This is a genomic window from Phycicoccus sp. Root563 (assembly GCF_001427915.1).
Lineage (GTDB): Bacteria > Actinomycetota > Actinomycetes > Actinomycetales > Dermatophilaceae > Pedococcus.
This window is the reverse complement of sequence record NZ_LMGM01000001.1, coordinates 3,503,724-3,522,275: the sequence shown is the minus strand read 5'-3', so window position 1 is coordinate 3,522,275 and position 18,552 is coordinate 3,503,724. Positions and strand designations below refer to the sequence as shown.

Below are 18,552 nucleotides of genomic sequence, written 5' to 3'. Positions count from 1 at the left end.
TCAGACCTTCACATCCACGACTTTGTTCATCCAGAACATCCCGATCCCGAGGGAGACGACGCCGCCGGCCAGCATGACCAGGCCCAGGGGGCGCGTCCAGAGGAGCTCGACGTAGTCCCGGTTGGTCTGCATCGTGTAGAGGAAGATGCCGATCGGCAGCGCGATGAGGATGTATGCCGACAGCCGGCCTTCCGCGGACAGGGCCCGGACGTGCCGCCCGAGCTCCTCGCGCTCACGGAGCGTCTTCGCCGTGGTGCGCATCGTCTCGGCCAGGTTGCCACCGACCTCGCGCTGGATGCGGATGGCCATGGCGGTCCAGCGCATGTTGCCGCTGTCCATCCGGTCGGACATCCGCTCCAGGGACTCGGCGATGTCCGCGCCGATGCGCGTCTCGGCCAGGGCCCGGGAGAACTCCTTGGCCGACGGCTCGGCGGCGTCCTTGGCGACGGCGTCGAGGGCCTGCGGCAGGGAGAAGCCGGTCGACAGGCTGCTCGCGATGAGCGTCAGCACGTCGGGCAGCTGGTGGTCGAACTTGTTCGCCCGGCGCTTGGCCAGGAAGCGCAGCACGAACGCGGGGGCGAACCACCCCAGCAGGAAGCCGATGAGGATGGCGACCAAGGTCATCCCGAGCCCCCCGCGCAGCAGCAGGGTGGAGACGGCGATGCCGACGAACAGGCTGACGATCCGCATCACCCACCACTCACCGGCGCGCAGCGGAAGGTCGGCGCGCTCGATCAGGGCCATCGTCTTGCTGGTGGAGTCGCGGCCCTCCATGATCTTGTCGCCGAGGAAGACCAGGCTCTCCGACACCGCCGCCTGGCGGTTCTTCGGGGCCTTGGCGGGCCTGCCGCCGTGGGCGACGTACTGGTCGATGCTGTCGACGCGGGTCTGGCGGCCGGACTTCATGGTGCCGCTGGACAGGGCCACGCCGATGGCGATGATCCCGAGGAACACGGCACCGAGGCCGATGCCCAGCATCGGGGACACCCCGAGGATCGGCAGCGTGCTCTCGGTCCCGGAGGCCTTGATGACGTCCTCGGTGGGCCCGACGATCGGGTCGGTGGACGCCGCGGGCGGGGTGGTCGGCGCCGAGACGCCGTCACCGAAGTCGACCAGCGCGGAGGTGCTGAAGGCCTTGCCGGCCGCGAGACCGGAGATCTTGATGTCCTGTACCGCGGTCACCCCGGGCGGCAGCGGCATGGAGAAGGTCAGCTGGGACGCGAGGGTCTTGGCCGCGGTCGTGAAGGCGCTGGCGACCGCCCCCGCGTTGGCGGCCGAGACGACCGACCCACCGCTGGCGGAGGCGAACCCCTTGAGGACCGAGACGTTGCCCTCGGTGGACTTGAAGGACACGGCCTCGGCGCGGACCTTGGCACTCTTCAGGGCGGTGACCGCCTGCGCCTGGGTCGCCTTGCTGGCGGTGTCGCCACCGTCGGAGAGCACGAGGATGCTGCGCTCCCCCTTGGCGCCCAGCGTCTTCACGGCGAGCGTGACACCGTCGTAGAGGGCGGTCTCACCGTCGGACTTGAGGTCGTTGACGGCGGACTGCACCTTGCCCTGGTCGGCGGTGGGTGCCAGCTTGACGACGGCCTTGCCGGAGAACGAGACGAGTCCGACCCGGACGTCGTCCGGGACGCTCTTGAGGAAGGCGGCGACGGCGGAACGCACGGTTGCCATGCCGGCCTCGCCCATCGACCCGCTCGTGTCGACCACCAGCACGGTCGAGCGCGCGACCGGCGTGCCCTGGCCCGAGGTGATCGCGTCGACGGGGTAGTCCTTGCCCGACACGGTGACCTTCAGGCCCGGGTCGATGGAGGCACCGCCGCCTGCGGAGATCAGGCCGATGAGGTTGCCGTTCTTCGCCTCGATGCCGGTGATGTTCACCACCGGCGCGGAGGCGGCCCCCGCGGAGGCCGTGCCCGTGAGCAGGGCGGCAGAGGTGAGGGCCAGGACGGCACCCCACCTGCGCGGCATACGAACGAGCATCAAATCCCCCGGACGAAGATGTCTGCAGCGAGCTCGATGCCCTGGTCCTGGAGCTCGGCGGCGAACTTGGGACGCAGTCCGGTGCTCTTGAGGGTGCCCTTGAAGCGGCCCTGCTCGTCGCGCCCGGCGCTGTAGTCGAAGGTGAACAGGTCCTGCATGGTGATGACGTCGCTCTCCATGCCGACGACCTCGCTGATCGCCGTCACGCGACGGGAACCGTCCTTGAGGCGGGCCTGCTGGATGACCATGTCCACGGCACCGGCGACCTGCTCGCGGATGGCGCGCACCGGCAGGTCGACACCAGCCATGAGGACCATGGTCTCCAGACGGGAGAGGCTGTCACGTGGGGTGTTGGCGTGGACGGTGGTGAGCGAGCCGTCGTGGCCGGTGTTCATGGCCTGGAGCATGTCGAGGGCGGCGCCGTCGCGGCACTCACCGACGACGATGCGGTCGGGCCGCATACGCAGCGAGTTCTTGACCAGCTCGCGGATGGGGATCGAGCCCCGTCCCTCGATGTTGGCCGGGCGGGACTCCAGGCGCAGGACATGGTCCTGGTGGAGCTGGAGCTCGGCGGCGTCCTCGATGGTGACGATGCGCTCGTCGTCGGGGATGAACGACGAGACCACGTTGAGCAGCGTCGTCTTGCCCGAACCGGTACCACCGGAGATGACGATGTTGCGGCGGCCGCGGACACAGGCGGACAGGAAGTCGCGCACCTGCGGCGTGAACGTGCCGAAGGCGATGAGGTCCTTGTCGGTGAACGGGTCGGTCGCGAACTTTCGGATGGTGAGCAGCGAACCGTCGAGGGCGATCGGCGGGATCACCGCGTTGACGCGGGAGCCGTCGGGCAGGCGGGCGTCCACGAGCGGGCTGGCCTCGTCGACACGACGTCCGACGCGACCCACGATCTTGTCGATGGTGCGGCGCAGGTGGGCGTCGGAGCTGAACCGCGCCTCGACGGGGTAGAGCTTGCCGGCGCGCTCGACGTAGATGGAGTCCGGGCCGTTGACCATGATCTCGGAGATCTCCGAGTCACGCAGCAGGGGCTCGAGGGGGCCGTGGCCGAGGATCTCGTCCGCGACCTCCTGGGAGATCCGGGTGCGGTCCGCGAGGGACAGCGGGGTCTCCTCGTGGTCGATGACCTCCTGCAGCGTGTGCCGCACCTTGGTCTCGAGCTCGGACTGGTCCAGGTGCGGGTCGTACAGCTGCGGCCCGAGGGAGTCCAGCAGCGCCTGGTGGACGCTGGCCTTGACCGTGGAGAAGGGGTCGACGACACGCTGGCGCTCCTGCGCGGCCGCCGTGGCGGTCGCGCCGGTCTCGCCGGACGCGGCCTGCTGGCCCCGTCGGACGTTCTCGAGCCGTTCGGCGAGGCTCATCACTTACCTCCGCGAGAGAACGACCAGCGGCCGGAACGGCCACCCTGGCCGTCGGTGGACTTGCCGCTCGCGTCGGTCGACGAAGCAGGTTCGGGGGCGCGCAGGAAACGCTCCGCGAGGTCGCGCAGGGCGACGCTCACCGGGTGCTTCGGCTCGTCCAGGATGATCGGCACGCCGCGGTTGACCGAGGCCGGCACGGCCGCGCTGTTGGGCACCATGACCGCGATGTCCTGCTTGAGCGCCGCGACCACGTCCTCGGCGCGCAGGCCCACCTTGGCGTCGGAACGGTTGAGGACGATGAGGCGGGTGTCCTTGTCGTTGCCGAGCAGGTCCAGCGTGTCCAGGGTGAGCCGGAGGTTCTTGACGGCCGGGATGTCGAGGGTGGCGATCAGGACGAGGACGTCGCTGTCGTCGAACGCCGCCAGCACGTGGGACGTGAAGGCCGGCGGGGTGTCGAGCAGGACGTAGTCGTAGTGCCGCTTCGCGACGCGGATCAGCTCCGCGACGATCGAACCGGGGATCCGGTCTGCGTCGCTGGGCTCCGAGGGGGCGCTGACGGTGTCGAGGCCGCTCTCGTGCCGGGTGACGACGGACTTGATGGCCTGCTCGTCGATGTGGCCGGCCATGCTCACCAGGTCGATGATCGAGTTCTGGGGCAGCATCTGCAGGCTGATCCCGACGTCGCCGAACGCGAGGTCGAGGTCGATGAGCAGGACCTTGGAGCCGGTGGAGGCCAGGTAGGTGGAGAGGTTGGTCGCGAACGTCGTCTTGCCCACGCCACCCTTGGCGGAGAACACCGTGACCACGCGCGCCGACCGGGTCCCCGCGCTGCTGTCGACCGTGTGGCCGGAGACGCGGCTGGTCAGCTCGCGGCTGCGGCGGGCCGCGTCGGCGAGCCCGGTGAGGTCGTCAGCCGTGACGACCTCGCGCACGCCGGAGCGCAGCGCCTGTCCGAGGACGTTGACGTCCAGACGCCGGCGCAGCAGCAGGACACCCACCTCGGGTCGCTCGACCCGGGCGAACTCCGTGAACTGGCAGGCACTCTCCATGTCGACCTCGGGGCCGATCAGGACGAGCTGCTCCTGGGGTGCGTCCTCGAGGGCTCGCACCATGGCGGCTTGCGTGTCGACCCGGGTGACCTGACCGACAGCGAAGTCGTAGCGATCCGTGGCCGAGGGGTCCGCATCCCACAACAGGGTCATAGCGTGCTCCTACTTGGAGAAGAGTGATGCTTCGGAAACAACCTTGCCGAGGTCGATCTTCGCATCAGTTCCGCGCAGGGCGGCGTAGAGCGTGCCGGTCTGGATGCCGTGCACCAGCCGGGTTGCGTCGGCCGGGGTGACGGCGACGGTCATGAGGGCGCCGAGGACCGGAGCCGGAGCGGCGTCCTGACCGTCGGCCGGAGCGGCGGCGGGGGTGAGCGACGCCTGGCCCATGGCGATGATGAGCACGTCGTCGAGGAGCACGCGGGTGCTCTGCCCCGTCGCGGCGGCCTGGGTCCCGCTGTTGCCGGAACCCGTGGCGGCCGGGGAGTAGGTGTCGTAGAGGACGACCTTGGACCCGGGGGTGAGGAACGTGCCCACACGGGCCGGGTCGGAGAGCTGCACCGACACGGCGACCATGCCGGCGGGGACCGTGATGGCCTTCTCCCCCACGGGCTTGACACCGAAGCGGTCCGACAGCACGTACTCGCCGGGCTGGATGTCGGTGGTGGCGTAGAGACCGCCGTTGCTGCCGTCGACGCCGGCGAGCGCGCCGACCGGCACACCGGCCGCGGCGACGGAGGTCTTGATGATGAGCCCGTTCTGGACCGCGTCCTTGAGGGTGGTCCCCGACGGGACGAGCGACTTCACGACGTAGACGCTCGTGGGCTGCTGGGCAGCCACCGCACGTGCATCCGCTCCGCGCGCATAGAGAAGGACCGCCGTGACGCCCACCAGGGCGACAAGAGCGGCGGCGAAGATGGCGACGAGTCTGCGTCCCATGGTGAGTTCTGTCCTCGTGGTTGTCGTGCTGAGCTGGCGATGGAGCGCCTCAGAGCGCGCTGCTCGGGACGTTGAAGAGCTGGATCAGGTTCTGTCCGAACAGGGTGACCGCGGCGATGATCACCACGGCGATGAACGTGACCATCAGCGCGTACTCGACGGAGGTGGCTCCGCGGTCGCCCCGGTGTGCACCGGGGCGACCACGGTCCAGCTCGCCGACGAAGGAAGTGGAGCGCGCGAGAATCGTCCAACCGGCGCCGCGCACGGCGTTCCGGGATGTGGAGCGAGCGTTCACCAAGTCCTCCTTGGTCCGCGGGCTGAGTGCGCCCGTCGGTCCTGGTAGTTCGTCAGACGCTGGAAGCAGCCTTGTTGAACAGGCCGGAGAGGTTGTTGCCGAGGAGGACCACGGCCGCGATGATGACGATCGCGATGAGGGCGACCATGAGGCCGTACTCCACCGCGGTGGCGCCCTCCTCGCGGTTGGCGAAGCGGGTCTGGATCTTGGCGACGAACTTGAGCATGGGTTGTGTCCTTTCGAGACCTACGGGCCGGGGCGGGCGCCCCTGCAGGCAAAAGATTGTCAGCAGACACGAACAGCGGTAATCGGCTGTCACGTCACTACCCCGTGGGCCCTTCGAGGAATGGGCATCAACCGTTCGGTTGATGCGGTGAGTCACTTCACCGAACCAGCACGCGTGCGTCGAGAATGGCTGGCATGCCCGACTCCGCCACCTTCGCGCTGCGCCGGCGGTGGGGTCCGTGGGCGCAGGGTGCGGTGCTGGCACTCCTCCCCCTGCTCACGGTGCGCTCGGTCGCGGACCCGAGCCCGTGGCTCCACCTGAAGGTCGGCGAGTTCCTCCGGGACGGTGGGCGGTTCGGGTCGCCGGACCCCTGGGCTCCGTTCGCCGCGCACCGCTACGTACCGACCCAGTGGCTGCCGTCCGTGGTGGTGGCGCAGGGGTACGACCTGTTCGGGCTGCCGACCGTCCTGTGGGCCCGCGGGGTGGCCGTGGTGGCCCTCGTGGTGGCCCTGCTGTGGCTCACCCGGACGGTGAGCCGCCCGGAGGTCGCGGTCCCGGTGACGGTGGCCGCTGTGGCCGCTGCGTGGGGAGGGCTCGCCGAGCGCCCGCAGCTCGCGGGGTTCGTGCTGCTCGTCCTGGCGATCGGCGCCTGGTGGCGCACGGGGGTCGACCACCGGGCCCGCTGGTGGCTGGTCCCTCTCACCTGGGTCAGCGCCTGCACGCACGGCGTGTGGGTGCTGGGCCTCGTCGTCGGCGGCCTGGTCGTCCTGGGGCTGGGCGTGGACCGTGCCGTGCCGGCACGCACGTGGGGCCGGCTCGTCGCCGTCCTCGTCGTGTCCTTCCTGGCCGCGGGGCTCACGCCGATCGGCCCGCGCCTCCTGCTGACCCCCTTCCAGGTGGGCTCGAACGGGCGCGAGTTCGTGTCCGAGTGGTTCCCCTCCTCCGTGCGCAGCCCCGACGTGATGCTCGCCCTGGCCATGCTGGCCCTCGCGTATGCCGCGTGGCTGCGGCTGCGCGAACGTCCGGCCACGTGGCAGCTCCTGCCCTTCCTCGCCGCCATCGGGTTCATCCTGACGATGCAGCGCACCGTCGCCGTCGGCGCGTTCCTCGCCGCTCCCCTGCTGGCCGGCCAGGTCGAGCGGTTGCTCGCCGCCCGCGCCCGCGCCCGGGAGGTCCGGGCCGGCACGGGCCACGGCTCGCCCGCGGCACCGAGGCCCGACCGCACCTCCTTCGCCCTGCGGCGTCGCGAGCTCGGGTGCTGGGCCGCTGGGCTGGTGCTCGCCTGCCTGGTCGCGATCCCCCTCGCGGACAGCCGGGCCGGCACGGTCCACGCGGTCCCCACCGCCCTCCAGCAGCAGCTGCGAGTGCTGCCACCGCACACCCGCCTCGTGGCCGACGGGGACGTCACGGGCTGGGTGCTCTTCACCGCACCCCAGGTCGAGCCGGTGTTCGACCTGCGCATCGAGTCCTACGACGCGGCCTACGTGAAGCGTTACATCGCGGCCATGGAGGCCGCTCCCGGGTGGGAGCAGTTCGTCGCCGACGGCAGCACCCGGGCCGCGTTGCTTCCCGCGTCCTCCCCCCTGGCCCTGGCGCTCGTGGAGCAGCTCGGGTGGTCGGTCGTCGGCCGCGGCGACGGCTACCAGCTCCTGGAGGCGTCGTGAGCCGGATCTCGACGAGGCTGGGCCAGGTCGCCTTCGTCGGCGGGCTCCTCGTGGCCGTCGCCTGGGGCACCTCCCCGTTCAGCGAGGTCGACACCTGGTGGCACCTGCGCGAGGGCGACCACATCCTGAAGACCTGGTCGCTGGTCGGCACCGACCCGTGGGCGTCCTTCGCCGACCGCCCCTACGTCGCCACCCAGTGGCTGCCCGAGGCGGTGGCGGCCTGGACCGTGAACGGCGTGGGCGCCTGGGGTGTCGTGTGGCTGCGAGCCGTGGCCGTCATCGCCCTGTACCTCACCCTCTACGTGCTCTGCCGGCAGGTCGCCGGCCGGCTGCCCGCGAGCCTCGCCGCCGTGGTGGCGCTCCTCGGCGCCGGGGCCAGTCTCAACCCCCGGCCCCAGCTCGTGAGCTTCGTCCTCTTCGCCGTGGTCTACCTCGCCTGGTGGCGCACCCTGCACGACCGGCGGCTGCGGTGGTGGCTCGTGCCGGTCTTCTGGCTGTGGGGGTGCTGCCACCCGCTGTGGATGTTCGGGCTCCTCCTCGGGGTCGTCCTGTCCGTCTTCCTCGCCCTCCGGCCGGCCGGGGAGCGACCGGGGCGTCGTGGCCTGCTCCTGCTGAACCTCGCCTGCGCCGCCGTCCTGGCCCTCACCCCGCTGGGCCCACGGCTGCTCACCGTGCCGTTCGACGTGGCGGGCAACGCGGCGTGGATCGCCGAGGAGTGGCGGGCCACTCCCCTCAACAACGTGTTCGCCTACGCCACGCTCGGGATGCTCATGGTCACCGCGGTCCTGTGGATCCGTCGACCGCGGGCCCGGCCGCCGTGGCAGTACGGGGTCCTGGTCCTCGCCCTGGCCATGGCCCTGTGGATGTGGCGGCTCGTGCCGCTGGCATGCGTCCTCGCGGCGCCCCTGTTCGCCGAGGCCCTGCAAGGAGCCCTGGGGCGCCCTGCCGAGCGTCGCGGCAGGACGGAGTGGCGCGCGGTCGTGGCCGCCGGTGTCCTGGCCGTGCTGTTCGCCGCCGGCACCGCAGCCGGACCCAAGGGTTCGGTCGCCCAGACCTACCCCGGGCGGCTCGACGCGGTCTCCGCACGCCTCGACGGCCTCCCCGCCGGCACGGTGGTGCTCAACGACTTCGCGGTCAGCGGCTGGCTGCTCTGGGCGCACCCCGACCTGCGTCCGGTCGTCGACCTCCGGGTGGAGATCTACTCGGCCGACTACCTGCACCGCTACATCCGTGCCGAGAAGGTCCGCCCCGGGTGGGAGGACTACGTCCGCAGCACGGGCGCCGGCATGGCCCTGGTGCAGGCCACGTCGCCGCTCGGCGACGCCCTGCAGGGGCGGGCCGGCTGGACCGTGGTCACCAGGGAGGGCGACTTCGTCCTGCTGAAGGCGCCCGGGTCCTGACCGCCCGGCTCAGGGCATGATGAAGTCGCGCGTCACCACGAAGGACTGGCTGATCCACCAGACCTGGAGGCCGAGGCTGACGAGGCAGACCACCGCCAGGCTCGCGACGTGGTGCGGCCGGACCCGGCCGGTCAGCGGCCGCAGGACGAAGAGCATCGGCAGGGGCAGGCACAGGAGCAGGTAGCGCAGGATGCCGGTGTGGATCTCGGTCACCCCGAAGATGTAGAGCGGGTAGCACCACAGCCACGTCGACAGCTCGACCCCCAGACCGGCGATCCGCGGGGTGCGGCTCACGAGCACGAGCACGAGGATGATCCCCGCCAGCACCACGGGGCCACCGATCCCGAACTCCGCGCCGAGTCGGGAGAACCAGCCGAGCTTGGACAGCATCCCCGGCCGTGTGGTGGCTCCCGTCTGCTCTCCGACGGCCAGCCCCACGACGAAGGCCCAGAGGAACGCGCCGGCCACGCTCGCGAGGCCGAGGGCCGCCATACCGGACCACTCCCGTCGGGACGGACGGGAGTCGGCGGGTCCGCGGAAGCGTGACCAGGCATGGGCCGCCACCACCACGGCGAGCGGCGCGGTGATGACCCGCGTCAGGGCGAGGGCGACGACGGCGACCAGGGCCCACCAGTAGCGGCGGCGGTGGACGAGCAGCAGCACTGCGCACAGGAGCGCCAGGGCGAGCGACTCGCTGTAGGCCACCTGGAAGAGCAGTGCGGTCGGGGCGAAGCAGGTGAGCGCGACGAGGCTCGTCGCAGCGAACGCCCCGGCGGTGCGGTCCACGAGGCGGTACAGCAACGTCATGCCCACGGCTCCGGCGACGAGGTTGACGAGGGTGACGGCGACCGGGAAGGGCACGCCGGTGGTCTCGAGGAGCACGCGCACGGTCATCGGGAACCCTGGCGGGAACGCCCACGACCACAGGACGTCCGCGGTGTTCGTCGCCCCGGGCGCCGGCAGGTGGTACCCCTGCGTGGCGAGGAACTGGTACCACTGGCCGTCCCAGTTCGAGACGAGCTCGAGGTAGCCCGGGTCCGCCGGGGTGGCGTGGTCGACGGCCGCGAGCCGCTGCAGCGCCGGGTCGGGGAGGGCGATCTGGCGGTGCCCGGCGACGGCCAGGACGATGCCGTCGACGATCCTGGAGACGAGGAAGACAAGCACCGGCACCCAGGTGGCACGGGTGGGCCGCCACCGGGAGCGCACGACGGGCGCCGCCGGCTCGAGACGAGCCGCCGGGGTCGCGGTGCTGGCCGTGGTCATGTCACCTCTCCGGTGGGTCGCTGCACAGGCGCGCGTCACGCTGCCACCCCCGCGGCGCAGCAGACAAGGCCGGGCGAACCGGGCAGGACGCCCGCACGCACGGGGCGGGCACGGCGCCCCGGGAATTCGGTCCGTTCGGGTGACCCCGCAGCAGCGCGGGGTCACCCGGGCTCAGCGAGGGCTCGACGGTCGGCAAGGGTCCTCCTCAAGGAGGGTCCCCCTCGGCGTGGTCCCCCTCAGCGAGCGGCGACCAGCAGGTCGGTGCCCTCGCCGACCCGCTGCCACCGGCTGCCGGCCCGCAGCAGCACCTGGCGGGCGTCGGTGGTGACGACCAGGCCGCGCTCGCCGTTGATGGTCGTGATGGTCTGCGCGCCGGAGATCTCGGGGCCGGCCGTGATCTGGCCGCCGAGCGGCACGGTCCACGGGCGCAGCACCTGCCCGGGGTTCCTGCGCCCGAGGACGACGACGGTGGCGTCGTCGACCCAGACGAGGTCCCGCATCAGGGTCAGGGTGGGGGCCAGGGTCAAGGGGATCGCCAGCGAGGTCGGCACGTGGTCGGCGCCGCGGACGACTCCGGCGACGTCGAGGCGCGGAACCTTGCCGGACGCGTCGGTGCTCACCACCGCGACCCGCTGGCCGTCCGGTGACAGCCGTAGGCTGACGACCCGACGCTGCGCGAGCCAGGAGGCGGTGACCACGTGCGGTGCGGCCTTCGCGGCGTCCGCCGGGTCCGTCGTGGTGTCGATGACCCAGACCCTGGCCTCGTCGTCGTCCCGCCCGGCGAGCCAGAGCATGTCCTGGTTGTCGTACGTCGGCCGGGTGAGGTTCGACCCGAACGTCAGCAGCTGGACCTGGGTCTTCCCGCGCCACCGGGCCAGCTGGGCCCGGTCGCCGCCGACGGCCGCGACCTCACCGCCGGAGCGCGACACCGCGGGGTAGGCCCACCCGGGCTGGAGCGCGGGCAGGGCGGCGGTCGGCGGGGGGCTCGGCCGCGCCACCGGGTCACCGACCTGGTCGGGGCTGACCGGTACCAGCGTGGTGCCGATCCGCAGCAGGGGCTTGATCTCGGGGTCTGCCGGCGTGCCCAGCCCGAGGGCCGCGAGCGAGTCGAGCGCTCCGTCGAACCCGGGGACCCGCAGGTCGGCCCCCTCCAGCTGGAGGGCGACCCGGTCGACGCCGGGCGCCTGGCTCACCGTCGCGAGGAACTGGGCGCCGAGGTTCTGTCGCTGAGCGGGGTCGGCCGCCAAGCGGGTCGCGGTCAGGTCGATCGTGGCGGTGCCCGAGTCGATGGTCACCGCGTCGACCGCCAGGCGGGTGCCGGGTGGGACGTCGCTGCGCACCGCCCCACGCAGGTAGTCCGGGGCCCCGGCGAGCAGCGACCTCGCGAGCCGCGTGGCCAGGCCCGTGCCGAGCGGGAGCCACCGGACGTCGGGGACGAGGCGCCGCTGGCTGGCCGACAGGAAGTAGATGCGGAAGGGGTCGTAGAGGCGCAGGAAGTCGGAGTTGCTCAGCCAGGTGCCGAAGTTCTGGGGCAGCGACGAGATCCGCCACTCCCCCGACCGCTGGACGACGCGGAAGTCCGCCTCCACCGTGCTCGTGGTCGGCAGCTCCTCGTAGCGACCCGTGCCGTCGACCCGTGCTGTTGCGGTCGCCTTGGCCACGACCTGGCCCGCGCCGGACGCCTTGGTGTCGAGGACCGACTCGTTGCCGAACACCACGACCGAGGTGTCGGGGCGCCAGCTCCCGGCTGCATCGGGCGTGAGGTACGACCGCGCCACCTGGTACTGGTCATCGCTCGCCGCCGCGGCCCGGATGAACCCCTCGACGACCTCCTCGGGCGAGGCTCCGGGGCGGATGGGGTTGGCCTCGACCCGGATCTCGTTCTCCTGCACCGACCCCACCTCGAGGCCGGGCTGGACCGCGGACTTCGTCGACAGGCCTCCCCCGCAGGCCGACAGCAAGGTCACCGCCACCGCTGCCAGCGCGACGGCCGCGCGGCGCCTCACCGTGGTGCCCCCGGTGCCGTCGGCGTATGGCGCAGGGTCACCGCCGTGCTCGCGCCCGGCCCGGTCGTCGAGGGCGTCTGCGCCTGGGCGTCGCTGGCCTCGCGGGCGGTGCGACGGCGTGACGTGGGGACGTCGTCCGGCCGCAGCGACAGGGGCGCCTCGGTGATCGACTCGCCGTACGTCCGCGGCAGGGTGAGGCGGAAGCATGAGCCCCCGCCCGGCTCACCCCAGGCCTGCAGCCACCCGTCGTGCAGCCGGGCGTCCTCGAGGGAGATGGCCAGTCCCAGGCCGGTGCCGCCGGTGGTGCGGGCGCGGGCGGGGTCGGCGCGCCAGAAGCGGTTGAAGACCAGGGCGGCCTCACCCGGGCGCAGCCCGACCCCGTGGTCACGCACGGCCACGGCGACGGCGCTGTCGTTGCCACCGATCGCGATCTCGACCGGGCGGCCCTCACCGTGCTCGACGGCGTTGACGACGAGGTTGCGCAGGATCCGCTCCACCCGCCGCGGGTCGACCTCGGCCTGGCAGGACCCCTCCGCGGTGACGGTGATCGTGCTCCCCCACCGCTCGGCGAGGGGCAGGGCGGACTGCACGGCCCGGGCGACGGTGTCGCGCAGGTCGACCAGGTCGACGTCGAGGGCCGCGGCGCCCGCGTCGAACCTGCTGATCTCGAGCAGGTCGGCGAGCAGCTCCTCGAACCTGTCGAGCTCGTTGTGCAGCAGCTCCGCCGACCGGGCGACCGTCGGGTCGAAGTCGCGGCGCGAGTCGTGGATCAGGTCTCCGGCCATGCGGATCGTGGTCAGCGGCGTGCGCAGCTCGTGCGAGACGTCGGACACGAACCGCTGCTGGACGCGGGACAACCCCTCGAGCTGGCGAATCTGCGTCTGGAGGCTGTCGGCCATCTCGTTGAAGGAGGCGGCAAGCCGCGCCAGGTCGTCCTCGCCCCGGGCGCGCATCCGCTCGTTGAGCCGGCCCGAGGAGAGCCGTTCGGCGACCATGGCCGCCCGGCGCACCGGGTTGACGACCTGCCGTGTCACGACCCACGCGATGGCGCCGACGAGGGCCACGAGCGCGAACCCGCCGATCGCGAAGGTGCGGGTGATCAGGTCGAGGGTGGCCTGCTCGCGCTGCATGGGGAAGATGACGTACAGGTCGTACTTGCCGGCGACGGGCACCTGGACCTGGGACCCGACGAGGACCGCCGGGACGGCCTGGCCGGTCTGCGGGTCGTCGATGCCGACCAGCGTCACCTGCTGGTGGGTCGGGTCCAGCCGGATGGCCTCGCGCAGGTCACGCGGGATGCTCGACAGGCCGATCCGTCCGCTGAGGACGGTCTGGACCGTGGTGTCGGAGGTGTTCCCGAGGCTGCGCGCGAAGACGAGGTAGCGCTCGTTGTCGCCCCCCGGTGCGGCGGCGGCCTTGATGATGTCCTGCGACTGGAGGTTGATGTCACCCGAGCTGGCGCGGCCGCTGCCGTCGAAGTTGTCCTGCACCACCTTGGTCAGCCGCGACGTCTCGAGCTGGGCCGTCTTCATCCGGTCCTGCTCCAGGCCGTCGGAGATCGAGGAGTAGAGGTAGGAGCCGAGGCCGAGGACGACGAGCAGGCCGAGCAGCATGGTCGTGCTGACCACGCGGAACTGCAGCGAACGGCGCCAGGCGTGGACGAGCCAGCTGAGCGCCGTACCGATCCCCCGGCGGGCGCGCACTGCGAAGGTGCGCAAGGCACGCGGACCTTGCGCCCCGTGGGCCGTGGGCCGCTCCGGCGGCGTCCGGTCGGGGCCGGGTCCGGCCGAGTCCGACATCGTCAGCTCGGACCGGCCTTGTAGCCGACGCCGCGGACGGTGACGACGATCTCGGGGTGCTCGGGGTCGTGCTCGATCTTGGAGCGCAGCCGCTGCACGTGGACGTTGACCAGGCGGGTGTCACCCGCGTGGCGATAGCCCCAGACCTGCTCGAGCAGGACCTCACGGGTGAACACCTGCCACGGCTTGCGGGCCAGGGCGACGAGCAGGTCGAACTCCAGCGGGGTCAGCGACAGCGGCTCGCTGGCCCGCTTGACCGAGTGACCCGCGACGTCGATGACGAGGTCGCCGATCTCCAGGCTCTCGGGCTCCGGCTCGTCACCACGGCGCAGCCGCGCCCGGACGCGGGCGATGAGCTCCTGGGGCTTGAAGGGCTTCACGACGTAGTCGTCGGCGCCGGACTCCAGGCCCACCACGACGTCGACGGTGTCGGTGCGCGCGGTCAGCATGACGATGGGGACGCCCGACTCGGCACGGATGCGGCGGCAGACCTCCATGCCGTCGAGGCCGGGCAGCATGACGTCGAGGAGGACGAGGTCGGGCTTGCTGTCGCGGAAGGCCGCCACGGCGTTGCCGCCGTCGGCGACGTGCGACACGTCGAGCCCCTCGTTGCGCAGGACGATGCCGAGCATCTCCGCCAGCGCAAGATCGTCATCGACGATGAGCACGCGACCCTTCACTGCGTCAACCCTCTCCCTACATCGAGTAAAGATTCCCTCCCGAATCATCACACACGGGCCACCCCGCGGTCTCAGGACCGCGCACAACGTGCTCATCCCTTTGCGGGATCCGACTTCTCCTCGTCGCCCACACACTGGGCAGGGCCGGTCCCCGGCGCGAGCCAGCAGGAGCAGTCATGCGCGCATCTCCCCCCACCACACCCGTGCGACGTCGCGAATCAGGAGCGGCAGCCATGGAGTTCGCGCTCATCATGCCGGTCTTCGTCCTGCTGGTCAGCGGCATCATGACCTTCGGGATCGTGTTCGCCCAACAGCTGTCACTCGGCAACGCAGCCCGGCAGGCAGCCCGCCAGTCCGTGGTTCCGTCGAGTCCGGCCTGCGGCACCGGACAGGCTGCCGGCAACGCCGGGACGGACCTCACCGGCCAGGCGAAGTCCGACTCCACGACGATCTGGCTCAACCCCAACGACGTCGTCGTCACGATCAAGCGCGCCACGACGACGCCTTCGTCGTGGTCGACGGGAACGTGCACCGGTGCCACGACCAAGGCCTGCGACGGCAGCACCCCGGGCGACAACGTGTACGTGCGACTGCAGTACACCAGCCAGCTCAACCTGCCGTTCGTGCAACCGACGTTCAACCTCGAGTCGACCGGAGTGTTCCGATGCGAGTTCACCTCGTGAGCCGTCCGGGCCACCTCCGGCGACCAGCCCTCGGGCGAGCCGAGGGTGAGCGGGGAGCGATCGCCGTCGTGGCCGGCCTGCTCATGCTGGCGTTCCTGGGGCTCGGCGCCTTCAGCGTCGACCTGGGCATGTCCTTCGCGGACACCCGACGGCTGCAGACGTCCGCCGACGCAGCGGCCCTGGCTGCAGCGAACGTCCTGCGGGGAACGGCAGGGACCTGCGCGACGATCCTCGGCGCCGGTCAGACCGCCGCCGGCGCCACCGCCGACCTGATCCGTGAGCAGAACCGCACGTCGAGCACCCGCGCGGCCTACACGGCCTCCTGCACGGCCGACGGTTCGCTGCAGGTGACGTATGCGTCGCAAGGCTCGACCCCGAGCTTCTTCGGAGGCGCCTTCGGTCGCTCCGGGGACTACACCACCACCCGGACGGCCACGGCCCGCCTCTCGACCCTGGGCAGCGGCAAGATCCGACCGTATGCGGTGTGCGGCGCCCAGCTGTCCGAGGCAGCGTTCGGGACGGTCCTGCAGATGGACCTGCCGAGCTCGGGCAACACCCAGTGCCCGGGGGTGGCCAACCCGGGGAACTGGTGGTCCGTCGACTGCCCCGAGGTCGCGTCCAACAGCAACGCCTACATGGCGACCGCCACGCTGGACGGCTGCACCGCCGACGTCGTCCCGGTCTCCGGCCAGCTGACAACGCCAGCGAGGACGCCGTCCGACCTGCGTTCCTACCTCATCTCCTCGTGCGCCGTCCGCTCGACGTCGTGCCTCAGCGCCAACACGGGGCAGATCAGCGGTGTGGTCCTCACGTCGTGGAACGTCCTGGTGGCCGAGCAGCGCCGCGTCATCTTCCCCGTCTTCTGTGGGGGGACACCTCCCGGACCGTGCGACACGGGCGCCGTCGTCAACGCCGGTGGCAACAACGCGATCTACCCCGTCCAGGCGCTGGTCGGTGTGCAGGTCTGCGGCTATCACTTCGGCAACCAGAAGAGCCCCGACGGAACCGGCATCCTGACCGGGGAGTGCGCGACCCACAACCCGGCTGGCCTGACGACGGCCACCGGCGGGTCCCAGGACAACTACATCCTGATGCGGCTCGTCGACATCCCCACGCTACCCAAGGGCGGAGCCTCCACCTGCCCGCTCGGCGCTCCCTGCGACCTGCAGCGCACGGTCTCCCTGATCCAGTAGGACGCCGGGCTCCAGGACGCGCAGTCCGAGCCGCGCCACATCAGCCTTACGCCGGAGTCCACTGACCGTTCGGAGGATGGGGTCCGCGGCCGCCACCAAGGACACTGAGGTGCTTGGGGGGCCACCTGGGCGATACACGACGCGAACTGCAGGAGTCACAAGTGATGATCAGGCCGACCACTCGACGTCGCAGCACGTCGGAGTCAGGCGCCTCTGCTGTCGAGTTCGCGCTCGTCGTCCCCGTCCTGCTCCTGTTCATCTACGGGATCATCGCCTTCGGCTTCGTCTTCTCGCAGCAGATCTCGTTGAACAGCTCCGCCCGGGACGCCGCCCGCGCCGGGATCGTCAGACCGCTGGGCGGCAACCCGATGCCCTGCTCCGACGTCGCCAGCCAGGTTCGCACGGTGGTCGCCGGGAGCACCATCGGCGTCGGCGCGACGAACAGCGACACCATCGACGTGACCGTGACCGGACCCGGCGGCGTGACCTGCCAGCTGCCGAGCGGCGCCTCGAGCGCCACTGGCTCCACGACGAGCTATCCCTGCACCAACACGTCCTACGGCAACCTGACGGTGCTCGTCGCCTTCCAGTCCAGGCCCCCGGTTCCGCTGCCCGTGTTCAACAACATCAACCTCCAGTCCACAGGGGTGTTCGCGTGCGAGTACAAGTGAGCCGACGTCGCCGCTCCGCCGGTGAGCGTGGAGCCGTCGCGATGATGGTGGCCCTGCTGGCCATCCCCGTCTCCATCCTGGCGGGCCTGACGATCGACTTCGGCATGACCTTCGCCAAGCGACAGGCGCTCGCGTCCGGAGCAGACAGCGGGGCCCTGGCCATCACCAACCAGCTGCGCCAGATGGTGCTCGCCAACCTGAGCACGTACCCGACCTGCGCCTCGGTGCTCGCCACGGACCCGACGTCCACCACAGCCAAGTCCACCGCCGTCAACTTCATCAACCGCAACTCGCAGTACGGCGAGAGCGTTCCGGCGTCCCAGGTCTCGGCGAACCTCTCCTGCCAGGGCAACTACCTCGTCGCCGACGTCACGGTCGACACCTCGGTGCCGACCGCCCTGGGCGGCCTCGTGGGGGTGAACAGCCTGCGGGCGAACCGCTCCGCACAGTCCGTGCTCAAGCTGAGCACCAAGGCCGACTGCGGCCTGTGCATCCTCGGCAACAACAACCACGACATCCAGAACGGCAACGTCGTCATCAACGCCGGCAACGTCGCCTTCAACGGCAACGCGGGGTCTGGTCCCAACGGCGAGGTCAACGTGACCACGTCGGGTGGGACCACGAGCATCGAGGGCACGTGGCTCTACCCCAGCAAGGGTGACTGGACCCCGCAGCCGCTGCAGGGGCAGCCCACCATGGACGATCCCCTGGCCGACCTGCCCATGCCTCCCAGCATGGCCGGACTGACCAAGAAGACCAACATCTGCAGCGACGGGCCCGGCATCTACACGAGCCTCGCCCCCAACACCAGCCCGTGCAACATCGGCGGTGGGATGTACGTCATCACCGGTGGCACCCACTACTCAGGCCAGACCGACCTCGTGGCGACCGGCGCAACGCTCTACTTCACCTGCGCGGACGCCTCGGGCATGCCCCGCGAGTGCGCTGCCGGGGAGGGCGCCGGCGCGGACTTCACCGGTCAGGCCACGCTGGGTGTTTCGGCTCCCACGACCACCGTGAACAGTGGCGTACCCAAGATCGCCATCCTCGCCGACCGCAACTACTCGGGCACGTTGTCCTTCCGCGGCAACCCGGTCGGCGGGATCACGGGCACCATCTACACGGTCGGTGCCACGCTCGACATCCGCGGCAACGGGGACACGACCACCCTGACCTCGCTGCTGGTCGTCAAGGACCTCACCTTCTCCGGGAACAACGCCACCCTGAACATCACCTACGACGGTGTGTTCAACCAGCCCCCCACGCCGGTCTCCACCCGACTCACGAGGTAGGCCGGGAGAAGGCGCACACATTTCAGGGCTGCA

At 71.1% G+C, this 18,552-nt stretch carries 16 protein-coding genes; 6 read left to right on the top strand and 10 right to left on the bottom strand.

Features of this window, described 5'->3' with window-relative positions:
* Genes ASD62_RS16660 through ASD62_RS16635 form a run of 6 tightly spaced genes read right to left on the bottom strand, consistent with a single transcriptional unit; the run spans window position 1 to window position 5,868 of the window.
* Complete coding sequence (locus tag ASD62_RS16660) at window positions 1-1,974, bottom strand: VWA domain-containing protein (protein ID WP_056916921.1); 1,974 nt, start codon at window positions 1,972-1,974, stop codon at window positions 1-3.
* 11 nt (window positions 1,975-1,985) lie between these two features.
* Entirely contained in the window at window positions 1,986-3,362 is a 1,377-nt protein-coding gene (locus ASD62_RS16655) for a CpaF family protein (RefSeq protein WP_056916920.1), read from the bottom strand.
* Window positions 3,362-4,564 carry an AAA family ATPase gene (locus ASD62_RS16650; RefSeq protein WP_056916919.1) on the bottom strand — a complete coding sequence of 401 codons (1,203 nt, stop codon included), beginning with the start codon at window positions 4,562-4,564 and terminating at the stop codon, window positions 3,362-3,364. Before ASD62_RS16650 ends, ASD62_RS16655 begins: the two co-directional genes overlap by 1 nt.
* 9 nt (window positions 4,565-4,573) lie before the next feature.
* Window positions 4,574-5,347 (bottom strand): Flp pilus assembly protein CpaB, encoded by a 774-nt coding sequence (locus tag ASD62_RS16645; protein WP_056916918.1) that lies wholly within the window; start codon window positions 5,345-5,347, stop codon window positions 4,574-4,576.
* Between the two features lie 49 nt (window positions 5,348-5,396).
* Window positions 5,397-5,642 (bottom strand): Flp family type IVb pilin, encoded by a 246-nt coding sequence (locus ASD62_RS16640; RefSeq protein WP_056916917.1) that lies wholly within the window; start codon window positions 5,640-5,642, stop codon window positions 5,397-5,399.
* A gap of 52 nt (window positions 5,643-5,694) precedes the next feature.
* Window positions 5,695-5,868, bottom strand: coding sequence for a Flp family type IVb pilin (locus ASD62_RS16635; protein ID WP_056916916.1), 174 nt, complete (start codon window positions 5,866-5,868; stop codon window positions 5,695-5,697).
* A 194-nt stretch (window positions 5,869-6,062) separates the two neighbouring features.
* Between ASD62_RS16635 and ASD62_RS16630 the strand changes: the two genes are divergently transcribed.
* Window positions 6,063-7,532, top strand: a complete 1,470-nt coding sequence (locus tag ASD62_RS16630) for a hypothetical protein (protein WP_056916915.1) — start codon at window positions 6,063-6,065, stop codon at window positions 7,530-7,532.
* Entirely contained in the window at window positions 7,529-8,932 is a 1,404-nt protein-coding gene (locus ASD62_RS16625) for a hypothetical protein (protein WP_056916914.1), read from the top strand. The genes ASD62_RS16630 and ASD62_RS16625 overlap by 4 nt, the downstream gene beginning before the upstream one ends.
* Window positions 8,933-8,941: 9 nt before the next feature.
* On the opposite strand, the gene ASD62_RS16620 is transcribed toward ASD62_RS16625, so the two are convergent.
* From ASD62_RS16620 to mtrA, 4 genes are all read right to left on the bottom strand, one after another.
* The gene (locus tag ASD62_RS16620; RefSeq protein ID WP_056916913.1) at window positions 8,942-10,195 is read right to left on the bottom strand and encodes a hypothetical protein; all 1,254 of its coding nucleotides are present in this window, start codon (window positions 10,193-10,195) and stop codon (window positions 8,942-8,944) included.
* 236 nt (window positions 10,196-10,431) lie between these two features.
* On the bottom strand, window positions 10,432-12,201 hold the full coding sequence (locus ASD62_RS16615) for an LpqB family beta-propeller domain-containing protein (protein ID WP_082580896.1): 1,770 nt from the start codon (window positions 12,199-12,201) through the stop codon (window positions 10,432-10,434).
* Window positions 12,198-13,919, bottom strand: coding sequence for an MtrAB system histidine kinase MtrB (mtrB, locus tag ASD62_RS16610; RefSeq protein WP_235530735.1), 1,722 nt, complete (start codon window positions 13,917-13,919; stop codon window positions 12,198-12,200). The genes ASD62_RS16615 and mtrB overlap by 4 nt, the downstream gene beginning before the upstream one ends.
* 83 nt (window positions 13,920-14,002) lie before the next feature.
* Complete coding sequence (gene mtrA, locus ASD62_RS16605; protein ID WP_056916911.1) at window positions 14,003-14,680, bottom strand: MtrAB system response regulator MtrA; 678 nt, start codon at window positions 14,678-14,680, stop codon at window positions 14,003-14,005.
* Window positions 14,681-14,913: 233 nt separating this feature from the next.
* Between mtrA and ASD62_RS16600 the strand changes: the two genes are divergently transcribed.
* The 4 genes from ASD62_RS16600 to ASD62_RS16585 all read left to right on the top strand — a co-directional run bounded on the left by ASD62_RS16600 (window position 14,914) and on the right by ASD62_RS16585 (window position 18,519).
* Window positions 14,914-15,363: a TadE/TadG family type IV pilus assembly protein gene (locus tag ASD62_RS16600; RefSeq protein ID WP_056916910.1), complete on the top strand. Its 450-nt coding sequence runs from the start codon at window positions 14,914-14,916 to the stop codon at window positions 15,361-15,363.
* Entirely contained in the window at window positions 15,345-16,556 is a 1,212-nt protein-coding gene (locus tag ASD62_RS16595; RefSeq protein WP_082580893.1) for a pilus assembly protein TadG-related protein, read from the top strand. The genes ASD62_RS16600 and ASD62_RS16595 overlap by 19 nt, the downstream gene beginning before the upstream one ends.
* 164 nt (window positions 16,557-16,720) lie before the next feature.
* A complete protein-coding gene (locus ASD62_RS16590; protein ID WP_157581521.1) occupies window positions 16,721-17,227 on the top strand; it encodes a TadE/TadG family type IV pilus assembly protein in 507 nt (168 codons plus the stop codon).
* Complete coding sequence (locus ASD62_RS16585; protein WP_157581520.1) at window positions 17,224-18,519, top strand: TadE/TadG family type IV pilus assembly protein; 1,296 nt, start codon at window positions 17,224-17,226, stop codon at window positions 18,517-18,519. Before ASD62_RS16590 ends, ASD62_RS16585 begins: the two co-directional genes overlap by 4 nt.
* The last annotated feature ends 33 nt before the right edge of the window (window positions 18,520-18,552 follow it).

Bases quoted from the DNA above. Each gene is read 5' to 3' on its own strand.
- ASD62_RS16590 (WP_157581521.1), top strand. From the start codon at position 16,721: ATGATCAGGCCGACCACTCGACGTCGCAGCACGTCGGAGTCAGGCGCC.
- ASD62_RS16595 (WP_082580893.1), top strand. From the start codon at position 15,345: ATGCGAGTTCACCTCGTGAGCCGTCCGGGCCACCTCCGGCGACCAGCC.
- ASD62_RS16660 (WP_056916921.1), bottom strand. From the start codon at position 1,974: ATGCCGCGCAGGTGGGGTGCCGTCCTGGCCCTCACCTCTGCCGCCCTG.
- ASD62_RS16635 (WP_056916916.1), bottom strand. From the start codon at position 5,868: ATGCTCAAGTTCGTCGCCAAGATCCAGACCCGCTTCGCCAACCGCGAG.
- ASD62_RS16620 (WP_056916913.1), bottom strand. From the start codon at position 10,195: ATGACCACGGCCAGCACCGCGACCCCGGCGGCTCGTCTCGAGCCGGCG.
- ASD62_RS16650 (WP_056916919.1), bottom strand. From the start codon at position 4,564: ATGACCCTGTTGTGGGATGCGGACCCCTCGGCCACGGATCGCTACGAC.
- ASD62_RS16645 (WP_056916918.1), bottom strand. From the start codon at position 5,347: ATGGGACGCAGACTCGTCGCCATCTTCGCCGCCGCTCTTGTCGCCCTG.
- ASD62_RS16630 (WP_056916915.1), top strand. From the start codon at position 6,063: ATGCCCGACTCCGCCACCTTCGCGCTGCGCCGGCGGTGGGGTCCGTGG.
- ASD62_RS16600 (WP_056916910.1), top strand. From the start codon at position 14,914: ATGGAGTTCGCGCTCATCATGCCGGTCTTCGTCCTGCTGGTCAGCGGC.
- ASD62_RS16655 (WP_056916920.1), bottom strand. From the start codon at position 3,362: ATGAGCCTCGCCGAACGGCTCGAGAACGTCCGACGGGGCCAGCAGGCC.